The sequence below is a fragment of the Pseudomonas sp. PIC25 genome (assembly GCF_002286785.1).
Classification (GTDB): domain Bacteria; phylum Pseudomonadota; class Gammaproteobacteria; order Pseudomonadales; family Pseudomonadaceae; genus Pseudomonas_M.
Map to the genome: position 1 here is coordinate 44,852 of NZ_MUJY01000123.1, position 26,574 is coordinate 71,425.

Consider the following 26,574-nt stretch of genomic DNA (forward strand, 5'->3'; position numbering starts at 1 on the left):
CATGAGCGCTCAACGCAGGAAAGTGCTGGTTGTCCTTGGCATGCATCGCAGCGGTACCAGTGCCATCACACGCGGACTGGAAGTCCTTGGGGTCGACCTTGGTGGCAATCTGATGCCCGCTGCCAAAGACAACAATGAGAAAGGCTTCTTCGAGGATATGGATATCCATGCCTTCAACGGCAAACTCCTGACGAGCCTTGGCTCCGCCTGGGACCGACTTGCTCCGATACAGGCCAAACAGTTGCTGGAGCCTCGCTTCGCTCACCTTCAGGACGAAGCCGAGGCACTGCTGACAGGGAAACTGGCGGATACCGGGGTTTTTGCCTTCAAGGACCCTCAGACTTCCCTGCTCGTTTCCTTCTGGCGCGCCATTTTCGAGCGCATGGAGCTGGATACACGCTATCTGATCTGTTTTCGAAACCCTCTGAGTGTGGCGGAGTCTCTGCGCAAACGAGACGACATGACGCCCACCAAGGCCCAACTGCTCTGGGCGAAGTATTCGCTGGCCGCCCTGCGCGATACCGACTCTTGTCCACGCCTATTCTTGGACTATGACGTGCTGATGGACGCCCCGGCTTCCCAGCTTGCCCGTATCGCCTTGGCATTCGGTCTCTCTGCCCCGGAACAGAATCCAACGGACCTTGAAACCTTCTGTCAGGAGTTCCTCTCTCCGACCCTGCGCCATACTCGCTTCGACAGGAGCCAACTGAATTCTCCGGCAGAAGTGATTCGATTGGTCCGGGAGCTTCATGCCTTGCTGGAAATCGCGGCAGCAACTCCTGGCCAGCTCGATACCCAACAAGAGATCGACACCCTTCAGGCCGCACTCGCGGCTCTCGAACCCATCGTGTCGGATATCGACACATTGAGCGAACGGCAAGTCCAACTTGAGAAAGAACGCATGCAACTGCTCGCCCAACTGCATGCCACGCGCGACGAATGCGGAGAGGCCTGGAAGCTGCACGATCAAGCCAGGAAAGAAATCCAGCGGCTCGTCGATGAACACTCCTACATCGAACAATTACGCAGCGAGACGGCCGCTCGTCATGACCAGATTCGAACACAATACGACCAATTGCACAGAAGCCATGACCAACTACAACTAGAGCTTCAGCGCATCTACACCAGTCATTCATGGCGCTTGCTCGGGGGGCTGCGTCTACTACGCCGGTATTATCGGGATCCGGTCTTGCTGACGCGCGTACTTGTATCGAAAGGCGCCCGCCTAGCCTGGCGACACCTACCCATTACGACCAGCCACAAGCAACGCCTCAAAGCCGGCATTTTTCGTATGGCTTCGCCCATTCTCCGGCAGACCCAGGCCTATCAGGACTGGCAACGGATGACCGGCCAAGCGGCCGAACCACTGTCGGAGCCTACAGCTCCTCTCGTACGAATCGATGAGCCAGTTGAGGCCATACGACGATTACAAGGCCCCACCATTGAAGTGGCAGCTCGGCTGGTCGCCTTCTATCTACCCCAGTTCCACTCCATTCCAGAGAACGATGAATGGTGGGGAAAAGGCTTTACCGAATGGACCAATGTGCGGCCCGCACAACCTCAATATGATGGGCATTATCAACCCCATGAGCCTGGCGATCTCGGTTATTACAGCCTCGACGAGATCGAGACCCAGCGTCAGCAGGTTGAACTGGCCAAGCTCTATGGCATTGGCGGCTTCTGTTTCTACTTCTATTGGTTCGGTGGAAAACGCCTGCTGGAAAAGCCGATCGAACGCTACCTGCAGAACCCCGAGCTGGATCTCCCGTTCTGCCTGTGCTGGGCAAACGAGAACTGGAGCAGGCGTTGGGATGGGCTCGACGAACATATTCTCATCGGTCAAAGCCACTCCAGCGAAGACGACTTGGCATTCATCGCCCATATCGCTCAGTATTTGCGCGATCCACGCTACATCCGCATCGATGGCAGGCCACTTCTGCTCGTCTACCGACCCGCACTATTGCCGAATGCACAAGCCACGGCGCAACGCTGGCGTACATGGTGTCGCGATAACGGCATCGGTGAAATCTATCTTGCCTACACGCAGTCGTTCGAAAGCGTGCCGCCGGGCAAGTACGGCTTCGACGCCGCCGTTGAGTTTCCCCCAAACAACACCACGCCGCCGGATGTCACTGCGAACGTCAAACCATTGCATGAAGGATTCGCAGGCAAGGTCTATGACTGGAGCACCTATCCGAAGCGCAGCACCGCTTATACCCGGCCGCCCTACACCTTGTTCCGAGGCGTTTGCCCTGCTTGGGATAACACGCCCAGACGCAAGGAGCGCGGCATTTCCTTCGTCAACAGCTCCCCCCGCGGCTATCAAGAATGGCTGCTGAATGCCATTCGTGACAGCCATCGACATCACCATAGTGAGGATGAGCGCCTGGTCTTCATCAACGCTTGGAACGAATGGGCCGAGGGGGCCCACTTGGAACCCGATCAACACTATGGGTATGCCTACCTGGAGGCCACCCGCATGGCCCATGTCCGTGCACGCCTCCTGACAACTCCCGCCCCAACGGAAAGCAAGACGGTCGCAGTAGCCATCCATGCCTTCTATCCAGACATCTTCGAAGAAATCGTCGCTTACTTATCGAAAATACGAGATTTCACACTGAAGCTGTATATCTCGACACCGTCAGGAAGTGCAGATGTCATACGCGAGCGGCTTGCAAACTGTCCTCACAGCTATGTGCTTCAGGAAGTACCCAACCATGGGCGGGACATTCTGCCGTTCTTGACGCTACTTCCCCGTATTGTGGCGGACGGCGTCCCGTATCTCGTCAAGATCCATACCAAAAAATCGACCCACCGCAATGACGGAGATACCTGGCGCCGCGATCTCTATGAAAAGTTGCTGACCAGCCAGGCGATGAAGCAAGCCCTCGATGAGTTCTGCAACGATGCCAACCTGGGACTGCTGGGCCCAGCCGGCCATGTGGTACCGATGAGTTTCTACTGGGGCTCGAATGCCCGTGCGGTAGAGCGACTGGCTTGCCGGATGGGCATCCGGCCGTCAGAGCTGCATCAGCTCGATTTCGTTGCCGGCACCATGTTTTTTGCTCGAGTCGATGCTTTACGTCCTCTGCTGAATCTGGCAATCGACGTGAATGACTTCGAGCCAGAGGAAGGACAAGTCGACGGCACTTTTGCCCATGCCTTGGAGCGCGCCATGAGTGTCAGCGCCCACGCGGCGGGCCTGAGCGTTCGCAGCAGCGAAGGCGCTCCGACCAATGCCCGGTACGGATTTGCGGAAGCGACCGCCTGAAAGCAAGGACAACCCAAAGAGGCCAGGGAAATGCTCACAGAGATCATGCCTTCCGACAAACCTGCATTCGGCAGTTCAGCGCGGGTCGCCATTCTTCTGTCGACCTACAACGGCGAGCGTCATCTGGCCGAACAGCTCGATTCGATCCTTGCCCAGACGCATCAGGATTGGCTGATTGCCGCCTCGGATGACGGCTCCAGTGATGCGACATCACTCATCCTGCAGCGCTATCGCACCATGATTGGCGCGAACAGAATGATAATTCTAGAAGGCCCGCGGCGGGGTTTCGTTGCCAACTTTCTCTCCCTCGCCTGTGAGCCATCATTGGAAGCGGACTTCTTCACTTTTTGCGACCAGGACGATATTTGGCACCTCGATCGACTCGAAAGGGCCCTGAACTGGCTCCGCCAGGTACCTCCCGACCGCCCTGCCCTGCATTGCGGCAGAACTCACCTAGTAGACAACCAAGGCCACCATCTAGGTGAATCCCCGCTATTTCCGAAAGAACCCTCGTTTGCCAACGCCTTGGTCCAGAGTCTGGCGGGAGGCAATACCATGGTCTTCAACCAAGCCGCCCGGATGCTCCTGATGAGAGCAGGGAATGTTCCGGTCGCCTCACACGATTGGTGGGCGTATATGCTGATTACCGGCTGTGGAGGTACCGTCCGTTACGACCCGACTCCTACTATCGACTACCGCCAGCACGGTACCAACCTGATCGGCGCCAACTCCAGCATCAGGGACCGACTGCATCGTTTGAAACGTATGTTCGCCGGACATTTCAGAGATTGGAACACACTCAATGTAGCCGCCTTGCAACGCTGCAATACATTGCTCACCCCAGAGCATCGGGCCACCTTCCAGATGTTCGCCGCCGCCCGAGAGGCCGATCTCCTGCCACGCTGCCTGGGGGTGCTACGTTCTGGAGTTCACCGGCAAACGCTGTTCGGCGATCTCGGCCTGATTGCCGCCGCCGCTCTTGGCAAGATTTGAGCAGCGCCGAAGGAGCCCCACATTTGGATAGGAATAACGACAATATCGTCTGGCAAGCAACCCAGGTCAGCCCACAAGAGCGGGCCCTATTGCTGGGTCAGCGTCCCGTCACACTATGGCTGACGGGCCTGAGCGGCTCGGGGAAATCCACCTTGGCATTTGCTCTGGAACGGCAATTGGTGCAGCAGGGAAATCCTTGCTTCGTTCTGGACGGGGACAACATTCGCCATGGTCTCAACCGCGACCTCGGCTTCACACCGGACGCACGCGCGGAAAACATTCGTCGCATAGCCGAAGTTGCCAAGTTGATGAACATGGCGGGTCTTATCGTAATCGCATCCTTTATTTCTCCGTACCGCCAGGACCGGCAGATGGCGCGCGAAATCGTTGGTGCGGATGCCTTCCGTGAGATCCATCTCAGCACAGCGCTGGAACGGTGCGAGGAACGGGACCCCAAAGGACTGTACCGCAAGGCGAGAGCTGGCCTGATCCCAGGTTTTACTGGCATCTCGGCGCCTTACGAGCCGCCCACCCTCCCCGATCTGCGCCTGGATACCGCTGCGCTGACGGTCGACGATTGCTTGGAGCACCTTATGAAGATGATCCGTGGTTTCCTGACGTAACAGCCCGAAAACTGAAATAGTGGAATGAGCCGCTGTACTAGTTGTTCAGGCTTCTTAAATCATGTGACTTTTGCCTTTGGTTGGTGATTTTCACTAGCCATCTTCCTGTAACCAGATTTTTTTCCAAATCATAAGTAAACCACGAGAAACTGTACTGACTAGCAAAGGGAAAACTGTACTGGTCAGATGCTCGAAATTTGGGCAGAAGAGGATAAATGGGTAGCTAAATCGCACTATAACAATGCAAAACCAATACAGTTGGTTCTTTCGGTAACAGTACAGTTCGTTAGGTAACACATTAAAAGGCACGCAATTTTCGATAGCTGTGACTACTGAGTCGCTCGACGAAAGCGGATCATTTGCTCATCCCGATGAAGCAAGCCCGCCACAAGCGGAAGGAAGACCACCATGGAACATACCCTTAGTTCCGACCTGTTTGTCGATGCTCCCGAAGCCAGCTCGAAAGCCCCTTGGCCGCTGCGCGTGATCGCTACCCTGACCCTGTGGCAGCGTCGCATCTCCAGCCGCCATCAGTTGGCCCGTCTGGATGCTCGCCTCCTGGCCGATGCCGGTATCAGCGAAGCCCAGCGTTACGCCGAACTGAATAAGCCGTTCTGGCGTTGATACGCCCGCCTCGACCGAAGGTCGATCACCGAAGACCCGTCGCCGTGTAAACGCCGACGGGTTTTTTATGTCTGGCAGAAAAGAACAGATCATCTACATCGGACCGATACAGTTCATCCAGATATAAAACTGAACCCTTACAATCCAATCCCACTGTCGCTGTAGCTAACACCCGATTCGCGCGACCATGGTTTCCCATATGCCATCCCCGCATCCATGCGGGAAGGACAGTGCCATGGACCGCACCCTCACTCATCGGCCCTCCCTCCCCAAGACAGACCGGCTTTCCAAGGTTCTGGACCTCTACGCCATCTTTTGCCTCTGGCGCCAGCGCGCCCGAACACGCAAGCAACTGGCCGTCCTCGACGAGCGCATGCTCGCCGACGCCGGTATCAGTATCGCGGACAGGGAAGCGGAACTGGACAAGCCGTTCTGGCGCTGACTTTCTTCCGGCCGGCCTTTCTCTGAGGTAGCCGGCCGGAAGCGGGACGAGGCATCCTTGGCTCCTTTCGATCAATACAGCCGCCAAGACTGGCCCAATGCCTCATCTGGCGACGATATGACGGCTTGCGCTAGGCTTTCTCCGGTCCGACGTCAGCGCGACGTCTCGCAAGGAGTTTCGATCATGGCTGCTTTCCGCCTGTTCAGCGCTGCCACTCTGCTGGCGCTTTCCACCGCTGCTTCCGCTTCCAGCTTCATCGTCACCACCGACACGGTCGTCGGGGCGCTCGGGGAGTCGTTGCAGGCTTCCACCGACATGACGTCGTCGCTGCGTGATGACAAGGTGGTGCTCGCAGCACGTGAGGATGCGGCCAGCTTCGTTGCGAGCCAGGGCGAGATTCGTGGCGCGCGGCTGGAGGCGGCCCTGACCCATATCCGCGAACAGGCGCCCCACCTGGCTGCCAGCGACCTGCAACTGGCCCAGGCGATCCTGGCGCTCTGACCGCCTCGCCTTCACCCGACGAGCCAGACGCGTCGCATCCGTACTCGACGCTCTGGCCGGTCGCCGCGCATTCCGTTAGCCTTCCCGCCCGAATCGGCCCCTCGCCACGCCAGCGAACCGGGGCCGATGATTTCCGTCCAATGAACCAATCCGTTTCGTCTGGAGTTGAAACGCCATGCGCACGTCCTTGCTCGTCGCCACCACCGCCCTGTTCCTGTCCGTCGGCGCCGTCCAGGCGCAGACGCTGGTCGCCACCAGCAACATTGTGGTCCGCGCGCTGGACCGCACCGTCGATTTCACCTCCGACACCACCACCTCGATCCGCGACATGAAAGTCGTGGTCGAGGCACGCGACGATGCCGCCAGCTTCGTCGCCAGCCAGGGCGAGATCCGTGGTGCTCGCCTGGAAGCCGCCCTCGATGCCATCCGCAGCCAAGTGCCGGAAGCACGCGACGCCAGCGATCTGACACTGGCCGAAGCCATCCTCGCCCGTTGATCCGACCGACGCGGCAGCCCACCCATGCTTTCGCGCCTGCTCTGCGCCACCCTGCTACTGGTCGCCGGCCCTCTCCAGGCCGGTCTGCGCCTGGAACTGCAAGACGACGGCCTGACCACGGCACAACGCGAAGCCAGCCAAGCCCTGCTCGACGAAGCCCTGGCCGCCCTGCCGCCACGCTTCGTCGAACGCCTCGACCGCCGCGTAGAGGTCCTCTGGCGCGACGATCTGCCTGACAACGGCTACGGCCGGGTCACCCGCCTCGATGCCCTGGCGCTGAACGCGAAACTGCTCGACGGCCTGGCCGATGGCTCCGCCGCACGCGAGCGCACCAACCGTCCCCACGGCACGGTACGCCGCGAGCTGCTGGCTACCGTGCTGCACGAACTCACGCACCTGTACGACCGCGCCCGCCTCTGGCCCGATGGCGAATGGCAGCGCCTGCAGCGTTGCCGTCGACAGGCCGCCGATCTCGGCCCGGTCGGCCTGCCGGACCGTTGCCAAGGCCAGACCGCCCGCCGCTTCACCCTCAGCGACGATCCGCGTCTGCTCGATCTGGCCGGCTGGCCGCAGCGCGTCGGCAGCCGCGGCCAGCGAGAACGGCACAACGGCCAGGTCGCACGCAGCCCGGACGTCTACGAGCTGAGCAACCCGCGTGAATTCGTCGCGGTGAACATGGAGTATTTCCTCCTCGATCCGAGCTATGCCTGCCGCCGTCCGTCCCTGTACCGCTACTTCAGCGAACACTTCGGCTGGTCTCCAGCCGACCGTGACACCTGCCTTGACGGTTACGCCTACCTCAACGCCGGGCGTGATTTCGGCCGGGTACCGCTGGGCAAGCTGGACCCGGAACGGGTCTATGAAGTGGACTACCTGTTCGCCGAAGCCAACGATGCCTGGGTCAGCCGCTGGGGCCACAGCATGCTGCGCCTGGTGGTCTGCGCCCCCGGACGGCCGCGTGGCCCGGCCTGCCGGCTCGATCTCGACCAGCATCTGGTGCTGTCCTACCGCGCCTTCGTCGGCGACGTGCAACTGTCCAGCTGGGACGGTCTCACCGGCGTCTACCCCTCACGGCTGTTCGTGCTGCCGTTGTCGCAAGTGATCGACGAGTACACCAAGGTGGAGATGCGCAGTCTGGCTTCGGTCCCATTGCGTCTGAATCGCACCGAGCAGGACATGCTGGTCGCCCGCGCAGCCGAGCTGCACTGGAGCTACGACGGCGACTATTACTTCCTCTCCAACAATTGCGCGGTGGAGACCCTCAAGCTGTTGCGCAGCGGTACCGACCGCCCGGAGCTGGTCGGCCTCGACAGCATCATGCCCAACGGCCTGCTCGACCTGCTGATCGCCCGCGGCCTGGCCGACCGCAGCATGCTCGACGATCCCAAGGAGGCCCTGCGCCTGGGTTATCGCTTCGATTCCTTCCGTGATCGCTACCAGGCGATGTTCGCCGTACTGCGCCAGCGCCTGGCAGTGCCCCAGGCGCGCGTCGAGGACTGGCTCGCCCTGCCCGCCGAGCGCCGCCGGCCCTGGTTCGAGAATGGCGACCTGCGCGCCTCGGCAGCCCTGCTCCTCTTGGAACAGGCCGCCCTGCGCAGGCAACTGCTGCTGGCCCAGGACGAACTCAAGCAGCGCTACCTCGGTCCGCGCGCCGCCGACGACGCGCTTCTCGCCAAGGCTGGCGATACTCTCGAAGGCATCCTCGCCAACAGCGGCTTCCTCAGCCGCCCCGCCGAAATGCTCGACAGTGGCTACGGCCTGCCCCAGGCCGGCGAATGGCAGCGCCTGGAAGCGGAGGCGTCCGAACGCCAGCAGACCCTGCGCCGACTGAGCGACGACCTCGACCGCGAGGTGCGCCTGCTCCTATTGCCGGAGCGCCGCGTCGAGCTGGAAGCCAGCGAAGCCAACCTGGCCCGCCTAGGCGAACGCCTGCGCGCGCTACATAAAGCCAGCGGCGGGCTGGAGCTACCCTGACAGCCGAACGGCACTGAACTCTCCCGCGCGGAATGCCTCTGAACCAGATCGCAACCCGCACGGAGGACGCATCATGAAAAAGCACGCATCGGCGGTCTGGCAGGGCAACCTCAAGGACGGCAAGGGCACCCTCAGCACCCAGAGCGGCGCGCTCAAGGATAACCCCTACGGCTTCAACACCCGTTTCGAGGACCAGCCGGGCACCAATCCGGAAGAGCTGATCGGCGCGGCCCACGCCGGTTGTTTCTCCATGGCGCTGTCGATGATGCTCGGCCAGGCCGGACTCACCGCCGAACGCATCGAAACGCAGGCCGTGGTGACCCTGGACAAGGTGGGCGAAGGCTTCGAAATCACCGCAGTCGACCTCGCCCTGAAGGCGAAGATTCCTGGAGCCGACGCCAACCAGTTCCAGCAGATCGCCAACCAGGCGAAGGAAGGCTGTCCGGTCTCCAAGTTGCTGAAGGCCCGCATCAGCCTCAACGCCACCTTGGAAAGCTGAGACAGAGTCAGGGCAGCCAGCTGAGCACGAAGCGGTTCTTGCCCCCCGCCTTGGCGCGGTACAACGCCGTGTCGGCACGCTTGTACAAAGTCTCGGCGGTGTCCCGCTCATTGGCGACGGCAACGCCGATGCTCAGGGTCAACGGGCCGCGCTGCCATTCCGAAGGGTGCGGCAGCGCATTTTCGCGCAGGCTCTCGAGAATATTCCCGGCAATGGCCTGGGCACCCGCTTCGTCGGTGTCGTACAGCAGCAGGGCGAACTCTTCGCCGCCGGTCCGGGCCGCTACATCCAGCGGGCGCCGGGCGAATTCGGCGAAGCGCGCGCCAAAGAGCCGCAACAGCTCATCGCCCGCCGGGTGCCCCAGGGTATCGTTGTAGACTTTGAAATCGTCCAGGTCGGCCAACAGCAGCGCCATCGGCATCCGGTCGCGTCGCGCCTGGGCTAGTCGCACCCGCAGCGACGAATCGTAATAGCGCCGGTTCGCCAGGCCGGTCAAGGCGTCATGCTCGGCCACCCAGCCGAGCAGCTTGCGCATGAGGAACTGCTCGCGCTGGGAAAATTCATGCACGAAGCGGCCGGTCGCCCCGATGAACAGAAGGACCAAGTAGTAACCGGTAGCGATCCAGTGCTCGGCCAGCAATGGTCCTTCCAGCCGCCAATGCGCCATCACGCCGTCCACCAGCATGATCAGCAGGCCGCAACACAGCGCCGTCCAGAACGTGATGCCGAGAAAGAAGAACGACGAAACGATCAGCAACCCCGCTTCGTAACGCAGCACCAGCGGCAGCCGGCTGGCTTCGTAGTGCAGATCGACGTGGGAGGCGAGACCGCCGATCACCACCAGCAACAACGGATAGAGCCGCGTCGCGATCCGCCGGCCACGGCGACTGCCGCTCATCAGCAGGACCATGCCGCCAATGCCGATCAATGCCAGGCGGATCAGTGTCACCTCCGTCAGCCACACCGGCTGGTAGGCAACGATGAAGACCTGCTCGATGTACAGATAACCACCGACCACCAGGGTCAGCAGCAGACCGGCGAGGAATTGGGAAAGACGCGACTGCTCGTTGAGCTGGGCGCGGAACTCGCGCTCCAAGGAAGAGGAAAAACGCAGCCAACGAAAACCTTGCCGCAGTTGCTGCCCGTATGGGGTATGGAGAAACTCTTCAACCACCTGACTTTCTTGGGCAAACATGGCGCGGGCACTCGTTGGTCGCCAGGAATGATATCATTTCGATATCTTCCGCTCAGACTTTAGGCCGCCCAATCCGACGAAACGTGGCTGCCTCGGCCAGCATAGCCCGCCCTAGAGCGGCCAGCCCGGTTTTCGATCTTGCCGGCAGGCGCGTCAGCCACCAAGATGTGACCTCCTCTCCTGCCTGGAAATCCGAGTGACCACCCTGCTGCTCGCCCTCTGGCCCCTGTTCGCCCTGATCGTCTGCGGTTATCTGCTGCGCCGCTGGGATTTTCCCAGCGAGGCCTTCTGGCCAGGTGCCGAACGCCTGAACTACTTCATTCTCTTCCCCGCCCTGCTGTTCAGCAGCCTGGCCACCGCTCCGTTGGGCAACCCTGCGCTGCCCCGCCTGGCCCTGGCGGTGCTGCTTGCCCTGGGTCTGGCCTGGATCGCCCTGCTCGTCGCCCGTCGGCTGCGCGGTTGGTCGGCAGCACGCTTCGGCGCCGTCACCCAGGGCGTGCTGCGCTTCAACACCTACCTGGGCCTGGCTGCGGTGGGCAGCCTGTTCGGCAAGGAAGGCCTGACCCTGGCCGCGTTGATGCTGGCACTGATGGTGCCGACGGTGAACGTGATGTCGGTCTGGGCGCTCACCGCCGAGCGCGGCGTCAGTGCCCGCTCGCTGCTACTGCCGATCGCCAGGAACCCGCTGATCCTCGCCTGCCTGGCCGGAGCACTGGTCAACCTCTCCGGTCTCGGCCTGCCCGGCGGCACCGACCGCCTGCTCAGCCTGCTCGCCGCCGCCAGCCTGCCGCTCGGCCTGCTCTGCGTCGGCGCCGCATTGCGGCCGCAGGAGCTTGGTGGCGAAGTCCCGGCCCTCGGCTGGAATTGCGCGATGCGCCTGCTGGCCATGCCGCTCCTGGCGTTCGGCGTGGCCCTGGTGCTGCATCTGCCGGCCATGGAGAGCAGCCTGCTGATCCTGTTCTTCGCCCTGCCCACTGCCCCCACCGCCTATGTCCTGACCCGCCAGCTCGGCGGCGACAGCCACCTGATGGCCGGGATCATCACCCTGCAAACGCTGCTGGCCGCGGCCAGCCTGCCGTTGGTGATGGGATGGATGGGTGGTTGAGCCAACCGTCGGAGCGAGCGTTTCACAGCCACTCGGAACGGGGAAAACAATCCAAGCCAGGCGCCACGACCTGGTGCATCATGGGAGCGCCCAATCCCCATGAGAAACGCCATGACTGCGCACGATGTCGCCGAAGAACTGCACCAGCAGGCTCTCGACCTGTCCGACGAAGGGCGCGAAGACGAGGCGCTGGCGCTCTATCGCCAGGTTCTCGAGCTGGACTACGCCCGTCCCACCACCCACTACAACATCGGCCTGATCCATAAGTACCGGGGCGAGTGGGCGGAATCGCAACGGCACAACCAGTTCGCCGTCGACCTCGATCCAGAGGACGAAGCCGCCAACTGGAACCTCGCTATCGCCGCCACCGCGCGTAAGGATTGGCGCACGGCACGCGCCGCCTGGCACCGGCTGGGCTTACGGATCGAGCCCGGCGACACGCCGATCGAGTCCGACCTGGGCATCACCCCGGTACGTCTCAACCCGGACGAAAGCGCCGAAGTGGTCTGGGCCCGACGCATCGACCCGGTGCGCGCACGCCTCATCAATATCCCCTACGGGGAATCCGGTTTCTGCTATGGCGATGTCGTCCTGCATGACGGCGCGGCTGTGGGGCATCGCGAATACGAAGGGCGTGAGTATTCGGTGTTCAATGTGCTGGAACTCTTCGAGCCCTCGCCCAACAGCACCTATGAAGCGGAACTACGGGTGTCCGGCCAGGCGGACGTGGAAGAGTTGCTCGCCCTGCTGGATGAACGCGATATCGCCTGCGAAGACTGGTCTCAGTCGGTCCGTATCCTCTGCAGGCAGTGCTCGGAAGGCCATCCCCACGAGGAACACGAACCGCAACCGGTGGAACTCGATGAACACAGCCCCGTCCGCGTCATCGCCATCGCCGGGCCGGACGAAGCAGCGATCCGGCAAGCCCTAGACGACTGGAGCACGACCAACCGTCAACTGACACGCCTGGATCAAATTCTGCAAGCCGAGGAATTCGACACGTAACGGGCGCTTGCTAAAACAAATCCAACTGCCCCTTGGCTGCCGGATCGACAGGCTTCGCCGGAGCCGGCGCGATTGGCTCGGCGTTGATGGCTGGCGGCACGCCCAGTCGTTCAGCCAGCCCGGCGGCGCGTTCGGTCCGGGTGTTCACCGCTTCGCTCAGGCGGAGCGGCAGGGCCCAGATTTCCACCTTTCGCTTGGCGCGGGTGATGCCGGTGTAGAACAGGCTGCGGGTCAGCAGCGGGCTGGGCTGTTCCGGTAGCGCCAACAGCACCTCGGCGAATTCCGAGCCCTGGCTCTTGTGCACGGTCATGGCGAAGGCGCTGTCGTGGCTGGGCAGGCGCGCCGGGGCGAAGGGCCGGTGGCCGTCCTCCCCCTCGAAGAACACGCGCAGGCCGCTGGGCGTCGGCAGGCACAGGCCGATGTCGCCGTTGAACAGCCCCAGGGCGTAGTCGTTCTGCCGCACCATCACCGCACGACCGGGGTACCAGCGCTCCCGGCTGGCCAGACCGAGACGGCGCTTGAAGCGCGCCTCCAGGGCCTCGTTGATCCCGGCCACGCCCCAGGGACCTTCGCGTTGGGCGGTGAGGGCGCGGAAGGTGTTGAACGCAGCAAAGGCAGCCCCCGGATCGCCCTGGCGGGCGGCGGCGAGATACGGCATGTAGCCCGCCTCCAATCGCTCCAGCAGGCCGACAGGCGTCGGATGGGCGTTCCAGGCCAGGTCGGCGCGGTTTTCCCGCAGCAGGGCCTGGGTGCCCTTGGCGTCACCGGTATTGATCCGTCGCGCCAACTCGCCAATGCCGCTATCGCCGGCGAAGCGATGGCTGTGGGTGAGCAACACCACCGCATCGCCCAGCTTCGAACGGGGTTTCTCCACGGGTACCGGTTGGCCGGTGAGGCGCTGCAGATCGGCCGCCGCGCGTGCATCGAAACCACGCCCCTCGCACAGCTCGGCGAACACCGCGCCGGCCTCGACGGCGGCGAGCTGGTCCTTGTCGCCGAGCAGAATCAGCCGCGCTGCAGGGGGAAGGGCGGCGAGCAACTTGGCCATCAGCGCCAAGTCCACCATGGAGGCCTCGTCCACCACCAGCACGTCCAGGGGCAGCGGACTGGACGCGTCGTGACGTACCTGGGGGGTGTCGCCGCGGCTGCCGAGCAGCCGGTGCAGGGTGCGCGCCTCCTCGGGCAGCGCCGCCTTGATCGCCTCGCTGACCGGCAGCTCGGCCTTGGCGTTGCGGATCGCCTCGGCCATCCGCGCTGCCGCCTTGCCGGTGGGCGCCGCGAGGCCGATGGCCAGGGACTCGCCGCCGCGTTGCTCCAGCAAGGCGGCGAGCAGGCGCACCACAGTCGTGGTCTTGCCGGTACCGGGGCCGCCGGAAATCACCGCCAGACGCCGACGGACCGCCTGCGCCGCCGCCAGGCGCTGCCAGTCCGGCGACTGGGTGTTGCGGGCGAACAGGCGGGCGAGGGAGTCGGCCAGCAGCGTTTCGTCCACCTCCGGTCGGTCCGCTGCGCGTGCCAACAGGCGTTCGGCGAGCTGGCTTTCGTAAGCGTGATAACGCGCCAGGTAGAGGCGGTCACGATCGAGGATCAGCGGAGCGAACTCGCCCGGCCCGGCCACCAAGGGCGACGCCTCCAGGCGCGCACGCCACTCCGCCAGGGGCGGCAGCACGAAGCCGGCGTCCGCTTCCGGCCAGGCGGGTTTGCCCGCGCGACGGGCCAGGGGCAGGCAGACGTCGCCCTCGGCCAACGCCTGGCAGCAGAGTGCGGCGGCGGTCAGCACCGCGTCGTCCGCCTGTGGATCGAGGCGTTGCAGGCTATCGACGAAGGCGCGCTCCAGCGGGCCGAGGGGCAGGTCAGGCAGCACGGCGATCACCTCCCGCAGGGATGGAGCACACCTGTAGGTGCGAATGCATTCGCCCGGCGGTGTCCCGGCAGGCGAATGAATTCGCCCCTACATATATGCCCGCTACGGGGATGTTCCTCATGTCCCCTCCTCGAACAACCGGTCCAGCGCATCCAGCAGGCTGTCCGCCGGACGGGCGAAATATACGCCGGCCTCAGGCATGCCACGCAGAAACAGGTAATAGGCGCCACCGAGATGTTCGTCGCGGAAATCCGCGAGACGCTGACGCAGGAAACGGCGCAGCGCCACCAGATAGATCAGGTATTGCAAGTAATAGTGCTCGCCAGCCAGAGCCTGGAGCAGGCGGTCGCCACCGTAGTGCCCGGCATCCGGGCCGAGCCAGTTGGATTTGTAATCGGCGATGTACCAACGGCCGTCGTGCTCGAAGGTCAGGTCGATGAAACCCTTGAGGAAGCCTTTCAGCGCATCGAATTCCAGGCGTGCCGCCGCCTCGCGCAGGGGCTCGTCCAGACCATGAGCAGGGTCGCAGAGCAGGGCGCGCAGGCGCTGGACGTCCAGGCCGGCCACCGGGAAGGTGAAGCCCAGCTCGGGCAAACGGCGCTCCGGCGCCAGGGCGGACAGCCGCAATTCGCCGTGCTCGTCCAGACGGGTATCCAGCACCTGTTGCAGATGGGCTGCGGTCAGCAGCGCCCAGTCCTCGGGCAGGCCGTGGTCACGCAGAGCCGGGGCGACCAGTTCTTCCAGGCTGCCCTTGCCCCGCGCCCAGTACTCCAGGATCGCGTGCAGGCAGGTACCGGCGCGGGCACCGCGGGGGAAGGCGAAGAAGCCGCTGCCCGGCTCGCTGGCATCCGGCATGGCCAGGGTGTCGCGGTCCGGCGCTTCCATGTGGACCCCGGCGGCCAGGCCGGAAAAACTGCCGATCCGCCAGGCGCTGTGCAGGCTGCGCGGCAACAGCGCCAGCTCGGCGGGCGGTGTGGCACGGTGCTGACCCTGGGCACTGGCCTCACGCTCCAGCAGCGGGATGCGGGCGAGGGTGCCGGCACTGCCGCTGACCAGCGCGTCCAGCTCCTCGCGCAACTGCGCCGGCTCGCATGCGGCCAGATGTGTCGCCAGTTCGGCCAGCGCATCGTCGCCCGGTAGGTCGCGGCCATGCAGCAGCCAGGCGAGAGCGCTGCTGTGCAGGCCGTCCTCGGGCAGTTCGCCGTCTTTCTTCGCCTTGGGCAAGGCGACCGGGCCCCAGTGCAGCCAGAGCCGATCGCGGGCACGGGTCAGGGCGACATAGGCCAGCCGCAGGCGTTCGGCGAAGCGTTCCTGGCGGGCGCGCTGGCGATGCTCGTCCCAGTCGGCACTGCCCAGGTCGAGCAGCGGTGTACCGTCGGCGGCGTGGCAGGTGACGTCCTCGTCCTTGCGCAGCAGGCCGCCGTCCCACAGGTACGGACAGAACACCAACGGGTATTCCAGGCCCTTGCTGGTGTGCACGGTGACGATCTGCACCCGCTCGGCATCGCTTTCCAGGCGCAGCAGCGCGTCGTCGCCGGCGCCTTCGCTGGTGCGCTGGGCATTCAGCCAGGCGAGCAGCGGCTCCAGGCCGGGGCGTTGCAGGCTCTCGGTCTGTAGCAGTTCGGCCAAGTGCAGGAGGTTGGTCAGCCGGCGCTCGCCGTCGGGCAGCCCGAGCAGTCGCCCGGCCACGCCCTGTTCGTCCAGCCAGGCACGAAAAGCGCGCATGAAGCCGTGCAGTTGCCAGAGCTGATGGTATTTTTCCGCTGCTTCGCGCTCCGCGTCCCAGGCCAGTTCGTCGTCCTGGCAGCGCGCCAGTTGCAGGGCGTCGCGGCCAAGCAGGCGGCTAGCCAGGGCGTAGCGCAAAAGCCCCTCGCGCCCCGGCTCGGCATAAGCGGCGAGCACCGCGGCAAGCTCTTCCGCCTCCTCGCTGTGCCAGACACTGTCGCGCCCGCGCCGCACACTGGGCACCCCGCGCGCGGCCAGTTCGGCGGCGATGTCGGCGGCCTGCCGGTGGCTGGCCACCAGCACGGCAATATCGCCGCCCTTGAGCGGCGTGCGCGTGCCGTCCTGCTCGAAATACGCCTGCCCTTCGGCGCTGGCCGCCAGGATCGCCGCGATGCGGCGTGCAGTATCCTGCGCCGCCAGGCGGCCTGCCTCGCCCTTGATCAGTGGCTCGTCGCCGAGCCAGACCAACGCCAGCGGCGATTCCTGTCCCGGCAGGACCAACCGGGCACGGTCTTTCTGACCCGGACGAACTGGCGGGTAGTCCAGACCCTCTTCGGCGAATGGCCGGGGACGGTCGAAGAGGAGGTTGAGCGCGGCGATCAGCTCCGGCGTGGAGCGGTAGTTGAACGGCAGATCGTAGTGCCGCCCGGCTTCGTCGCGGGCCTTCAGGTAGGTCGCCAGATCCGCGCCACGGAAGGCGTAGATGGCCTGCTTGGGATCGCCGACGAAGCACAGGTCTCCCGCCGGCGCATCGCCACGGGGGCGGTAGATGCGGTCGAAGATGGCGTACTGGATCGGGTCGGTGTCCTGGAACTCGTCGATCAGCGCCAGCGGATAGCGCTCGCGCAGGGTCGCCGCCAAGTCGTCGCCGGCCGGGCCATGCAGAGCTTCGTTGAGGCGGTTGAGCAGGTCGTCGAAGGCGAGGATGCGCTGCGCCGCCTTGCGCGCCGGCAGCTCGCGGTTGAGCTGGTCGAGCAGGCGCACCTGTAGGGCGATCAAGCGCCGTTCGCCGGCCGGAATCGCTTCTTCCAGAGCCTCGCGCAGGGTATCCAGGGCTTCCGCCAGCTCGCATACCGGCGCGTCGAAACCCTTCTTGCAGGCTTTGGCCAGCGCCTGGATGCCGAGTTTGTCCAAGCCTTGTGGCGGGTCGAAGAGGGCGGCCGGATCGGCGAAATAAGCATCCAACTCGCTGGACCAGAGCGCGAATTTTTCCCGCTTGTGGGTCGTCTGGCTGAGTCCGCCATGGGCCCGCAGCTCTTCGATCCAGGCGTAGCCCGTGCTCCGCCACAGCGCTGCGGCACGCTCCCAGGCGGCCCCCGCCGCGGACAGGTCCACCGCGTCGACGTCCTCACGCGGCTCGATACGCAGGTACGGCTTGCCCAGATGGCTGCGCAGCCGCTGGCGCAGCCAGGCCGGGGTGATGCGCTGCTTGGCGAGGAAGCGCGCCCAGGCCGAATCCGCCTCGGCCAGCTCATGGCGCCAGGCATCGGCCAGCACGGCGTCGAGCACCTCGCGGTCATCTGTGGACAGCTCGCTGTCGAAATCCCCGCCAGCCTCGAACGCCGCATCCTGCAGGGCGCGCTGGCAGAAACCGTGGATGGTGAAGATCGCCGCCTCGTCGAAACCATGCACCGCCAGCAACAGGCGCCGGTGTGCGTCTTCGCCGGGGTATTGGGCATGCAGGCGGGTGAGGAAACCATCGCTGCTCGGCGTACCTTCGTAGATCGCCAGCAGCTCGGCCAGCCGGACACGGATGCGCTCGCGCAGCTCGGCCGTGGCCGCCGTGGTGTAGGTCACCACCAGGATCTGCCCGACCGACAATTGCCGCTCCAGCAGCAGCCGCGCGTAGAGGGCGGTCAGCGTCCAGGTCTTGCCGGTGCCGGCGCTGGCCTCGATCAGGCTGCGGCCGTCGAAGGGCGAGGCGAGGAGGTCGAGGCTCATGTCAGACCCAGGTCTCGTGCTTCGGATCGCTGCCGTCGTGAGATATCCAGGCCGGGCAGCGGCGTATAGCCAAATTTGCTCAGCCAGCCGAGGGTTTCCTGTTCAAGCGGGTCTTCCATCATCGTCTTTCTCCTGGCGGACGCTCACTCATCCACCACTGATGCCTCATCCTGGCTTGCTCGATACGCCTGACGCTCATGTGTGGGGCGCGACGGAAACGCCAGTTGGATCTGCCGATGACGCACCATCTCGTTCAAATACTGCTGGCGTAACGCATCGGGGTTACGCTCCACCAGCCGAGCCAGCACGTTCAGTGTCATGAACTGCTCCCGACACAACGCCGTCAGCACCTGCTGCATACGCTCCCTGGCCAGTTTCTTTTTCCGCCGGGGCTCGGCAGCCATCGTTTCCAGCCTCGTGCGAAAGTTTTCGTCCAGGCAGTCGAGAGAATCCACGACCGGCAAAGGCAAATGAGGACTGACCCAGCGACCCACTTCGTCTCTATTGCTATCGCCGTCCTCCGAACTTGAATTCCAATGTTCGGAGCTGACAGCGAAATGTTCGGAGCTTCGATTCCAATGTTCGGAGCTGACGACGAAATGTTCGGAGCTTGAACTCCAATGTTCGGAGCTGAGACCCAACCCGGTCGGGGAAACATAGCCCGGCATGGGCTGCGGCCCCTCGAACACCTGCTCGGGCGTCGGCATGACTTCACCCGGCAGGTGATACATCATGCCGCGCGACCGCCCATCCGAGACCAGCATGCCCTCCTTGACCAGCCGGCTCAGCATCTGGCTGAGGTCGTGGGGATGTGCATCGCAGAGTTCCAACAGACGATTATGGTTGACCACCCGCTCGATGGCGGCCGTGGCCAGGATCATTCGGGCGGTATGGTCGAGCCGGTCGAAACGCTCGCCGAAACGCTCGCGAAGTTGCTCTACCGCCTCGGCAGGCAGCAGATCGACCATACGCAGCTCGAGCAGGGTCTGCTCGGGCTCATCCTTCTCGTATAGTGCCGGCGGGCGCCAATGCTGGCTACGCCAGCCACTGTAAATCTTCGGTACCCCGGAGCCACCACGCTCGCCCAAGCCGATCATCAGGAACATCTGATGCATCAGCCGATTCCGGCAATCGCTCGTACCACCTTGCAGCACCTGCTCCAGCGGCAGGCGCAGGCCACCGGGGTTCCGGAAACCGAACAGGTCGGGACGCTTGACCACCAGCACGGATACACGTCCCGTGTAATCGGCATGTACCAGCGTATTGACCAGGGCTTCGCGCAAGGCTTCATGCACAGGGGTATTGTCTTGGCGCTGATCGCCCTTGAGGGCGAAAGGTACCTTCAAATCCTCAGTCAGCTTGCGATAGACCCGCCGATAGAAGTCGAACAGATTGCCGGACCAAGTGCCGTCCGGCACCAACCGGTCGATCCAGCGCAACTCGGTCTTCGCCTGCGGACGCTCCTGATAGTCAAGGAAGTAATGGGGCATAGCTTCCTGGATCGACAGCCAACGGCCGAACATCAGCAACCCAGCCACCGTCAGACCCTCCTGTCCGGTGGCACGGTCCCGCCGCCATCCACCGATCTGGCGCAGGAAGTCGACACCCTGGTGCTCCAGTGCCGGGTGATTGGCTTTACGGTCACTGAGCATCTGCCGGTAAATGCGCAGGCTATCCGGATCGATATCACTCAGGTCGTAGTGGGGCAGGATGCGCTCGTCCCGGGAGTCCTCCACCTGCTCGGCGAACATGCGCTTGACGCTTTCCTCGTCGCAACGCCGGTCGCCCTCATGTAACCGCCGATAGGTATTGCCCAACGGCTGGCCGTTAAGGAAAACCGGCTTTTGCTTGCGCGAGGCGGCGGGAATGCGCACCTCGAGAATCCGCTTGCCCTCCAACTCACGAATCACGACATCATCATCCGTCAGCAGGTTGATGCTGACCTTGGCCGGATTATTCAGGGTGTTGAACAGGTCTGTGCGGACCTTCTCGACATTCGATAACCCGGCCACGCTGAACTGGCCATCTTTCTCCCGGACACCGAGCAACACGACGCCGCCATGGGTATTGGCAAAGGCGGAATAGGTCGCCCAGAAATCCTTCGGCACTTCACCCTTGCCGTCCTGACCCTGGGCGAGCTTGCATTCCAGCTCGACGGTTTCAACCAACAGTGACAAGTCGTCCAGCGAGTAAGGTTGGATCATGATGTCCTCTTCGCCTTGAGCTCGATGGGGAATCGCTTGCGCAGCCACTTGGCCGCCATGCCTTCGACAATCAGGGAATCACGCGTGTTGGCATGGCTTCCCTGGGAGAGATTCGTCCAGTGTCGACGCAACCGCTCAAATATTGCTGGGTCGACGATACTCTCATCCGTGACGGGTATCGCCGCCAGAAGCGCGACTCGTAATGTGGAGTGGTCCGTCATGTACGATTCCCGAATAGCGTTCGAGCCCCTGCCCAGGGCTGCGTCATCAAAAAAGTGCATAGTGTGCCTAAAGCAGCCGCATTTATCCTTCGTCCCCTCCACCTTGCTTCAGCGCATCCAGCGCCGGCCCCAACAGGGCTTCCGCCAACTGCTCGAAGCGCTCGCCGAGTGGGTCGGCGTCGCGGAAGGCGAGGGCGTACCAGGGGTCTCGGCATTCGCCGGCAGGGCCGAAGTCGGTGCCTTCCCAAGCAGCGCGGGCGCGTTTGCGGGCGGTGTCCAGGGGCTCGCCGCGTCCCGGCTTGCGCAAGCCGTTGGCGAAGGCATGGCTGCTCTTGGTCAGCAGCGGCAACGGTTGGCATATGGCTTCGCGATAGGCGGCCAGCCAGGGCTCCAGCTGGGCGGCGGCGTCCGGCAGCGGGCCGAGCTGCCAGTCGCCGTCCGGGGACAGCAGCAGGCTCTCGCGGCGGATGCCGTCGCTGGCCGCGAGGTTGAGCAGCAGATGGCGCAGCCAGAACGGCGCCAGGTCCCATTCGCCGAGGCGATTCAGGCGCCAGCCGAACAACCCATGTGAGGTCACGCCATCGAGCCAGCCATGGACGCGCACGCCGGCCAGGCGGACGTCCACCAGCAACGGCTGTGGCGTCTCGTCCGGCCGTACTGCGAAGAGGCGGGGCGCGAAGGCTCTCACCGGACCGCGCAGCTTGCCCCACAGCGCCTGGCCCAGCTCGCCGGTGGGCAGCCAGCCGGCGGCGCGGGCAATGCGGCGCTCCTCTTCCTCGGACCAGCCGCGCTCCACGGCCTCCAGCGCCAGTTGGCGCAGGCCGCGCCAAGCCGGGCCCTCCAGGGCGAAGGGTTCGTCGCCGGCCAATGCCTCCTCGGCATCGGGCAGGCGCAGGCCGAGACGCTGCTCGAGCAGGAAGCGCGCCGGGTGGCGGAAGCATTGCAGGAGCAGCGAGGGCTCCAGGGTCAGCCAGTCATCGTCCGGCTCGGGCAGGCGCACGGTGAAGGCTGCCGAAGCCGGCTGCGGCGGCGCGGCGAGACGCTGCGCGGCGCGGAACCAGGGGGCGGCGAAACCGGCGCGGCGACCGCCCTCGAAGTTGCCCGGCGCGAACGGTTGCAGCGGATGGGCGACGGTCAGGCAGGCGCTGGCCTGCAGGGACGAATCCGGTTGGACCGCCGTCAGGTCCACCGCTTCGAGGATTTCACTGACCAGTACCGACGGCGGCAACACTGCGTTGTCCCGCGGGTCGCGGCCGACGTAGCTGAGGTAGAGCGCATCGCGGGCGCTGAGCAGGGTTTCCAGCAGCAGGTAGCGGTCGTCCAGCCGCCGCGCACGGTCACCGCGCCGGGGATGCCGGGCGATCAGATCGAAGCCGGCCGCCGGGGTGCGCCGGGGCAGGGCGCCGTCGTCCAGGCCGAGCAGGCAGACCAGGCGGAACGGCAGGCTGCGCATGGGCACCATGGTGCAGAAGGTCACCGCGCCGGTGAGGAAGCCACTGGCACCGCTGCCCTGTTCCAGCGCGGCGGCCAGTTGCTGACGCACCAGCGCCAATTCCAGTGGCCGCACGATGCCGGCCGCCTCGCCTTGTTCGCGCAGGGCGGCGCAGGCCTTGGAGAGCAGCAGCAGGGTTTCGCCGGCGCTGCGTTCGTCGAACAAGGTGTCGATCAGCCCTTGCAGGGCCTCCGCCCAGTCCGCCAGCGGGCGCGGCCGGGCCAGGTCCTGCGCCAGTGCGGCGAGGCGCTGGACGAATCCGGCCAGCCGTCCCAGTAGCTGTCCACGGGCGCCTTCCAGCGCATCCAGCGGCCAGCTGTCGCCAAGCAGCGGGGCGGCATTACCAGCCAGCCGTGGCGGCGCGGCGAAGCCCAGCAGCAGCCGGTCCAGTCCCTGGCGCCAAGTGAACGCGGCATCCGCCGGCAAGCCGAGATCGACACGGTGATCGGCGTCGCGGCCCCAGCGCACCCCGGCCTCGCGCAGCCAGTCGCGCAGCAGCGGCAAGTCTTCATCCTCGATGCCGGCGCGGATGGCGATGGCCGGTTGCTCCAGCCAGCCGAGGATGTCTTCGGCGGTGAAGCGGCTGTCCGGCAGGGCGAGCAGGTCGAGGAACGCCTCGATCAGCGGGATTTCCGCGCGCAGGCTGCGGTCGGCGAGGCTGTAGGGAATGCGCGGCGCACCTTCGCGGGGGGCGAACACCGCTTCGATGTAGGGTGCATAGCGCTCGATGTCGGGGGTCAGCACCACCACCTGATCGGGCGTCAGGCCCAGTTCGGCGGCGAAGCGGGCGAGCAACTGGTCGTGGAGGATTTCCACCTCGCGCAGAGGCGAGTGGGCGATGTGCACCTCCAGGGAGCGATCGTCCGCGCGCAATGCCAGGCGCTCCTCCGGTGTCCGGGTGCGCAGGCGCAGGATGTCGTTCTGCAAAGCGTGCAGCAGGCTGTCGTCGCGCAGGTCGGCGTCGGCGGAATACAGGCCGGTCTCGTTGCCGCCGAGGGCGAACAGGCTGTCGAAAAAGTCGCGGCCCTGTTTGCCGAGGCTGGCGAGCAGCGGGTGGCCGACGTCGAGGTACCAGTCGTCCGGCCCCGTGCCGGACGGTTGCCGGGCCAGCTCGCGGATGTCGCGGATATCGCCCCAGGCCTCGCGGCAGGGGTTGAGTGCGCAGATCACCACGTCGATGTGCCGGGCCAGACCATCCAGCACCCGCAGGTGGTGCGGCGGCAGGCTGCTGATACCGAACACCAACAGCCGTTCGGGCAGGCCGGGGATCGGCTCGTCCGCGTACAGGCGGCGCAGCAGTTCTTCCAACAGGCGGGCGCGGTGCGGGTGACCGTCGGCAGTCAGCTCGTGCCAAAGCAGGGCCTGCCAGTCTTCGTCGGCACCCAGGCCGAGGCGCTCGCCGCGCTCCCAGGCGGCCAGCCAGTCGTCGCGATACAGCAGGTATTGGTCGAAAACGTCGGCGATTTTCGTCGCCAAAGATAGCCGTCGGCGCTCGTCCCCGCCTTCCAGGTACTGTGCCAGACGCGGCGCGCGTTCGAGATTGACTGGCTCACACAGCCAGTCGTATAGCCGCCAGGCGAGCGTAGCCGGGGCGAAGGCCGATTGCTCCGGTAGCTGGCCGAGCACCTTCCGCGCCAATTCCCAGACGAAACGCGCCGGCAACTGCATCTCCACCTGCATGGCGATGCCCTGCTTGCGCGCCAGCTCCAGGGTCAGCCAGCGGCCCATGCCCTGGCTCGGCACCACGACCTGGGCCGGCGCCAGCAGGTCGCGCTGCGGCTGGGCGAGCAGGGTGGTGGCCAGCTCGCCGAGGGTTTCCAGGTCAGGGGCGTGGTAGAGGTCGAGCATCGGAAGTCCTATTAGGAATGCCGCCTAGGGTAGCAAGCGGTTCTGGTCCATCGCGAACGCCGGATGAATGCGAAACCACAAGGATAGCCAATTGAGATTACATCGACTGGCTCGCCGCTCCGATTTGCACTGTACTGAGGGGAGAGAGTACCTCGCAGAGCTGACACCATGGACCAGAGCCCCACCGGCGCCAGGCCGGATATCTTCCCGTACCTGCATCTGCTGCATCAGCGCGGCGGCTCGGACATGTTCCTCAGCGTCGGCGCGCCACCGCACATCAAGCTCGAAGGGCGTACCCAGCCGGTCGCCGAACCGCCGCTGATACCGGGCGCCGTGCAGCACATGGCCTACCAGTTGATGACCCAGAAGCAGATCGTCGAGTTCGAACGCGACTTGGAAATGAACCTGGCGATCAGCCTGCCGAATTCCGGGCGGTTCCGGGTGAATGTCTATTTCCAGCGCGGCGAGGTGGCCATGGTGGTGCGCCTGGTGAAGAGCGAAATCCCGCGCATCGCCACTCTCGGCCTGCCGCCGATCCTCGAACGCCTGGCCCTGCTGGATCGCGGCCTGGTGCTGGTGGTCGGCGCGGCCGGCGATCTCGACAGCATGCAGCACGCCCTGCACTACGCCGAAACCGGCCATCTGTGCCTGGCCACCCTTCACGCCACCGGCAGCGTGCAGACACTGGAGCGGATCGTGCACTTCTTCCCGGAAGAGGCCCGCCGCCAGATCCTCGCCGACCTGGCGCAGAATCTGGTGGCGGTGATCGGCCAGCGCCTGGTGCCGGGCCTGGCGCAGAAGCGCGTGGCCGCGGTGGAACTGATGCTCGCCACGCCCTACATCCGTGACCTGATCCAGCGCGACCAGTTCGACGACCTCCGCAGCGCCATCGCCCGCGCCGGCGAACAGGGCCTGCAGACCTTCGACCAACACCTCTACCAGCTCTACGAGAACGGCCGAATTTCCCTCGAAGAAGCCCTGCGACATGCCGACTCGCGCACCGACCTGACCCTGCGGATCAAGTTGGAACACGGCTTCGGCGTGAATGAAGCGGAGAAGAAGGTGTTGCGGGACAGCTAGGCCGGCGGGGTATCAGCCAGCATCGGAGACGCCAGTCCCCGCTCGCGTTCCAGATCGATCAAGCGCGTGGTCGGTCCATCGGGGCGCAGGCGCTCCAGCACCTCTTCCGGCCATTGATTGCGCGAACGGCGTTTGGACAGGGCGTAGACAAAGTCCTGAATGGCATAGGATGGGTAAAAGAGAAAACTACTCAGCACAAGGACCAATGACGAAAGCGTCTTATCGTCCTTCCACGTTCGCCACCAGAGTTTATAGTCGTGGCGACGCTTTTCATTGTTGATCGTCAACTGTCTCTGAACGAACGCATCGGATGGGCTGCTGTCCCCGTTCTCGTCGAACCATGGCCCGTTGTTCATGTAGGCTCGCAGGTATTCCCAGGTGTGCTGGTTGATCGCGATGCTGCGACCGACAGGTATCACCAGATTGACCAGAACCTGTTGCTCCGGCTTGCCGTAGCGGTGCATCAGCACCTCGATGGGCGCATGGCGCATGGCGCCGGTGTTCTGGTGCACCATTTCGTATTCGTAGGTGGCCGCTTCGATCCCGTCCCACGGGGTGTGGTACAGCTCGCCGTCCAGCTCGAAATACACCTCGCGGGTGCGATGGTTGAACAGCGTGGGCAACGGTAGCGGATGGAGCATTTCCCAGGCGAACGGAACGGCGAAAAAGGCGGCGGCCAAAGCAAGACTGGTCAATACGCCCTCCCAGTCGCCTTTTACCAGAAAGACCAAACCCACTAAGGCGAGGGCAACCCCAATCCATCCCCCCAAGATCCCTGTCGGCATCCCTCTCACCATCTCCTCCCCGCTCTTCAGGGCAAGGTAGTGTTCCGTGTGCTCGTCTACCTCATTGAGCTGCATGGGCTTCTGCCCGGTGGGGCGGTCCGCGAACAGTGGGGTGATGGGGTATCGCGCACCGAACTGCTTGCCGATCATCGCCAGCAGCTTGCCTTTCAAATCCATGCCACGTCATCCACTTCGATGGCGGGCAATGACACGCCGGGCAGTGGCGAGTAGGTCAGCGTTCCCTTGATCTTCTTGATGTACCCCAATTCCCTTTCCTCGTGATAGAGCTTGCGGTAGCGCGCCACGCCCCGTTCGTGCGGGCGCAGTGTACCAATGTCCGCCTCGAAGGCTGCGCCGGTCCACTCCACCGGGCGTTCGATGCTGCTGATGCCGAAGCGGCCATCCCAGATTTCCATACCCTTGAAGTGGATCATCCAGTCCTTCAAACGGGTCTGCCCCGGCAGACGCAGGATCAGCCAGGCGATTTCGATGAAGTCGCCGTTGTACTTCATTTCGACGGTGCGCCCCAGGTTGAAGGTGAAGGGGAACACCGTTTTGTACAGCTCGCGCATCTCGTCGGTGTAGCGGCTGGCCCAGTCGGCCGGCTTGACGCCGAAGCGGGTCTGCGCGATCCATTTTTCCAGCGGGGTGTTCTGGGTGTAGCTACGGGCCAGCAGGCCGGCGAG

General features: G+C 64.3%; 20 protein-coding genes and 1 pseudogene. 12 read left to right on the forward strand and 9 right to left on the reverse strand.

The features are described from left to right. Window position 1: 1 nt before the first annotated feature. The 9 genes from BZL41_RS15195 (at window position 2) to BZL41_RS15235 (ending at window position 9,423) form a co-directional block, all read left to right on the forward strand. Window positions 2-3,271: a glycoside hydrolase family 99-like domain-containing protein gene (locus BZL41_RS15195; protein WP_095600073.1), complete on the forward strand. Its 3,270-nt coding sequence runs from the start codon at window positions 2-4 to the stop codon at window positions 3,269-3,271. Between the two features lie 30 nt (window positions 3,272-3,301). Beyond that, window positions 3,302-4,264, forward strand: coding sequence for a glycosyltransferase family 2 protein (locus tag BZL41_RS15200; protein WP_095600074.1), 963 nt, complete (start codon window positions 3,302-3,304; stop codon window positions 4,262-4,264). Between the two features lie 23 nt (window positions 4,265-4,287). Then, on the forward strand, window positions 4,288-4,887 hold the full coding sequence (gene cysC, locus BZL41_RS15205; RefSeq protein ID WP_218224526.1) for an adenylyl-sulfate kinase: 600 nt from the start codon (window positions 4,288-4,290) through the stop codon (window positions 4,885-4,887). Window positions 4,888-5,295: 408 nt separating this feature from the next. Further along, a complete protein-coding gene (locus BZL41_RS15210) occupies window positions 5,296-5,511 on the forward strand; it encodes a DUF1127 domain-containing protein (RefSeq protein WP_095600076.1) in 216 nt (71 codons plus the stop codon). A gap of 235 nt (window positions 5,512-5,746) precedes the next feature. Then, window positions 5,747-5,953 carry a DUF1127 domain-containing protein gene (locus tag BZL41_RS15215; protein ID WP_095600077.1) on the forward strand — a complete coding sequence of 69 codons (207 nt, stop codon included), beginning with the start codon at window positions 5,747-5,749 and terminating at the stop codon, window positions 5,951-5,953. 183 nt (window positions 5,954-6,136) lie between these two features. Beyond that, window positions 6,137-6,454, forward strand: a complete 318-nt coding sequence (locus tag BZL41_RS15220; protein ID WP_095600078.1) for a DUF2388 domain-containing protein — start codon at window positions 6,137-6,139, stop codon at window positions 6,452-6,454. A gap of 175 nt (window positions 6,455-6,629) precedes the next feature. Next, window positions 6,630-6,950: a DUF2388 domain-containing protein gene (locus BZL41_RS15225; protein WP_095600079.1), complete on the forward strand. Its 321-nt coding sequence runs from the start codon at window positions 6,630-6,632 to the stop codon at window positions 6,948-6,950. Between the two features lie 24 nt (window positions 6,951-6,974). Further along, the gene (locus BZL41_RS15230) at window positions 6,975-8,924 is read left to right on the forward strand and encodes a DUF4105 domain-containing protein (RefSeq protein WP_095600080.1); all 1,950 of its coding nucleotides are present in this window, start codon (window positions 6,975-6,977) and stop codon (window positions 8,922-8,924) included. Window positions 8,925-8,997: 73 nt separating this feature from the next. Then, window positions 8,998-9,423: an OsmC family protein gene (locus BZL41_RS15235; protein WP_095600081.1), complete on the forward strand. Its 426-nt coding sequence runs from the start codon at window positions 8,998-9,000 to the stop codon at window positions 9,421-9,423. A gap of 7 nt (window positions 9,424-9,430) precedes the next feature. Here the strand turns inward: BZL41_RS15235 and BZL41_RS15240 are convergent, their stop codons facing one another. Beyond that, a complete protein-coding gene (locus BZL41_RS15240; RefSeq protein ID WP_095600082.1) occupies window positions 9,431-10,618 on the reverse strand; it encodes a diguanylate cyclase in 1,188 nt (395 codons plus the stop codon). A 184-nt stretch (window positions 10,619-10,802) separates the two neighbouring features. Between BZL41_RS15240 and BZL41_RS15245 the strand changes: the two genes are divergently transcribed. Continuing rightward, entirely contained in the window at window positions 10,803-11,723 is a 921-nt protein-coding gene (locus BZL41_RS15245) for an AEC family transporter (RefSeq protein ID WP_174706175.1), read from the forward strand. Between the two features lie 111 nt (window positions 11,724-11,834). After that, a complete protein-coding gene (locus BZL41_RS15250; protein ID WP_095600084.1) occupies window positions 11,835-12,728 on the forward strand; it encodes a tetratricopeptide repeat protein in 894 nt (297 codons plus the stop codon). Window positions 12,729-12,738: 10 nt separating this feature from the next. Here the strand turns inward: BZL41_RS15250 and recD are convergent, their stop codons facing one another. From recD to recC, 6 genes are all read right to left on the reverse strand, one after another. Further along, entirely contained in the window at window positions 12,739-14,592 is a 1,854-nt protein-coding gene (gene recD / locus BZL41_RS15255) for an exodeoxyribonuclease V subunit alpha (RefSeq protein WP_095600092.1), read from the reverse strand. A 117-nt stretch (window positions 14,593-14,709) separates the two neighbouring features. Beyond that, the gene (recB, locus tag BZL41_RS15260; RefSeq protein WP_095600085.1) at window positions 14,710-18,258 is read right to left on the reverse strand and encodes an exodeoxyribonuclease V subunit beta; all 3,549 of its coding nucleotides are present in this window, start codon (window positions 18,256-18,258) and stop codon (window positions 14,710-14,712) included. Continuing rightward, window positions 18,255-18,380, reverse strand: a complete 126-nt coding sequence (locus BZL41_RS29110) for a hypothetical protein (RefSeq protein WP_256578165.1) — start codon at window positions 18,378-18,380, stop codon at window positions 18,255-18,257. Before BZL41_RS29110 ends, recB begins: the two co-directional genes overlap by 4 nt. 21 nt (window positions 18,381-18,401) lie before the next feature. Further along, the gene (locus tag BZL41_RS15265) at window positions 18,402-20,462 is read right to left on the reverse strand and encodes an RNA-binding domain-containing protein (protein ID WP_168191009.1); all 2,061 of its coding nucleotides are present in this window, start codon (window positions 20,460-20,462) and stop codon (window positions 18,402-18,404) included. Beyond that, complete coding sequence (locus BZL41_RS28550) at window positions 20,459-20,683, reverse strand: hypothetical protein (protein ID WP_168191010.1); 225 nt, start codon at window positions 20,681-20,683, stop codon at window positions 20,459-20,461. The genes BZL41_RS15265 and BZL41_RS28550 overlap by 4 nt, the downstream gene beginning before the upstream one ends. Window positions 20,684-20,765: 82 nt before the next feature. Beyond that, the gene (recC, locus tag BZL41_RS15270; protein ID WP_095600086.1) at window positions 20,766-24,023 is read right to left on the reverse strand and encodes an exodeoxyribonuclease V subunit gamma; all 3,258 of its coding nucleotides are present in this window, start codon (window positions 24,021-24,023) and stop codon (window positions 20,766-20,768) included. 168 nt (window positions 24,024-24,191) lie between these two features. Between recC and BZL41_RS15275 the strand changes: the two genes are divergently transcribed. Then, entirely contained in the window at window positions 24,192-25,103 is a 912-nt protein-coding gene (locus BZL41_RS15275) for an ATPase, T2SS/T4P/T4SS family (protein ID WP_095600087.1), read from the forward strand. Here BZL41_RS15275 and BZL41_RS15280 read toward each other — a convergent pair. Both BZL41_RS15280 and BZL41_RS28555 read right to left on the reverse strand, forming a co-directional pair. Beyond that, entirely contained in the window at window positions 25,100-26,065 is a 966-nt protein-coding gene (locus tag BZL41_RS15280) for a hypothetical protein (protein ID WP_256578166.1), read from the reverse strand. The two genes, BZL41_RS15275 and BZL41_RS15280, sit on opposite strands and share 4 nt — an antisense overlap. Then, window positions 26,056-26,574: pseudogene (locus BZL41_RS28555) on the reverse strand (hypothetical protein); the annotation flags it as partial. The pseudogene BZL41_RS28555 and the gene BZL41_RS15280, both read right to left, overlap by 10 nt.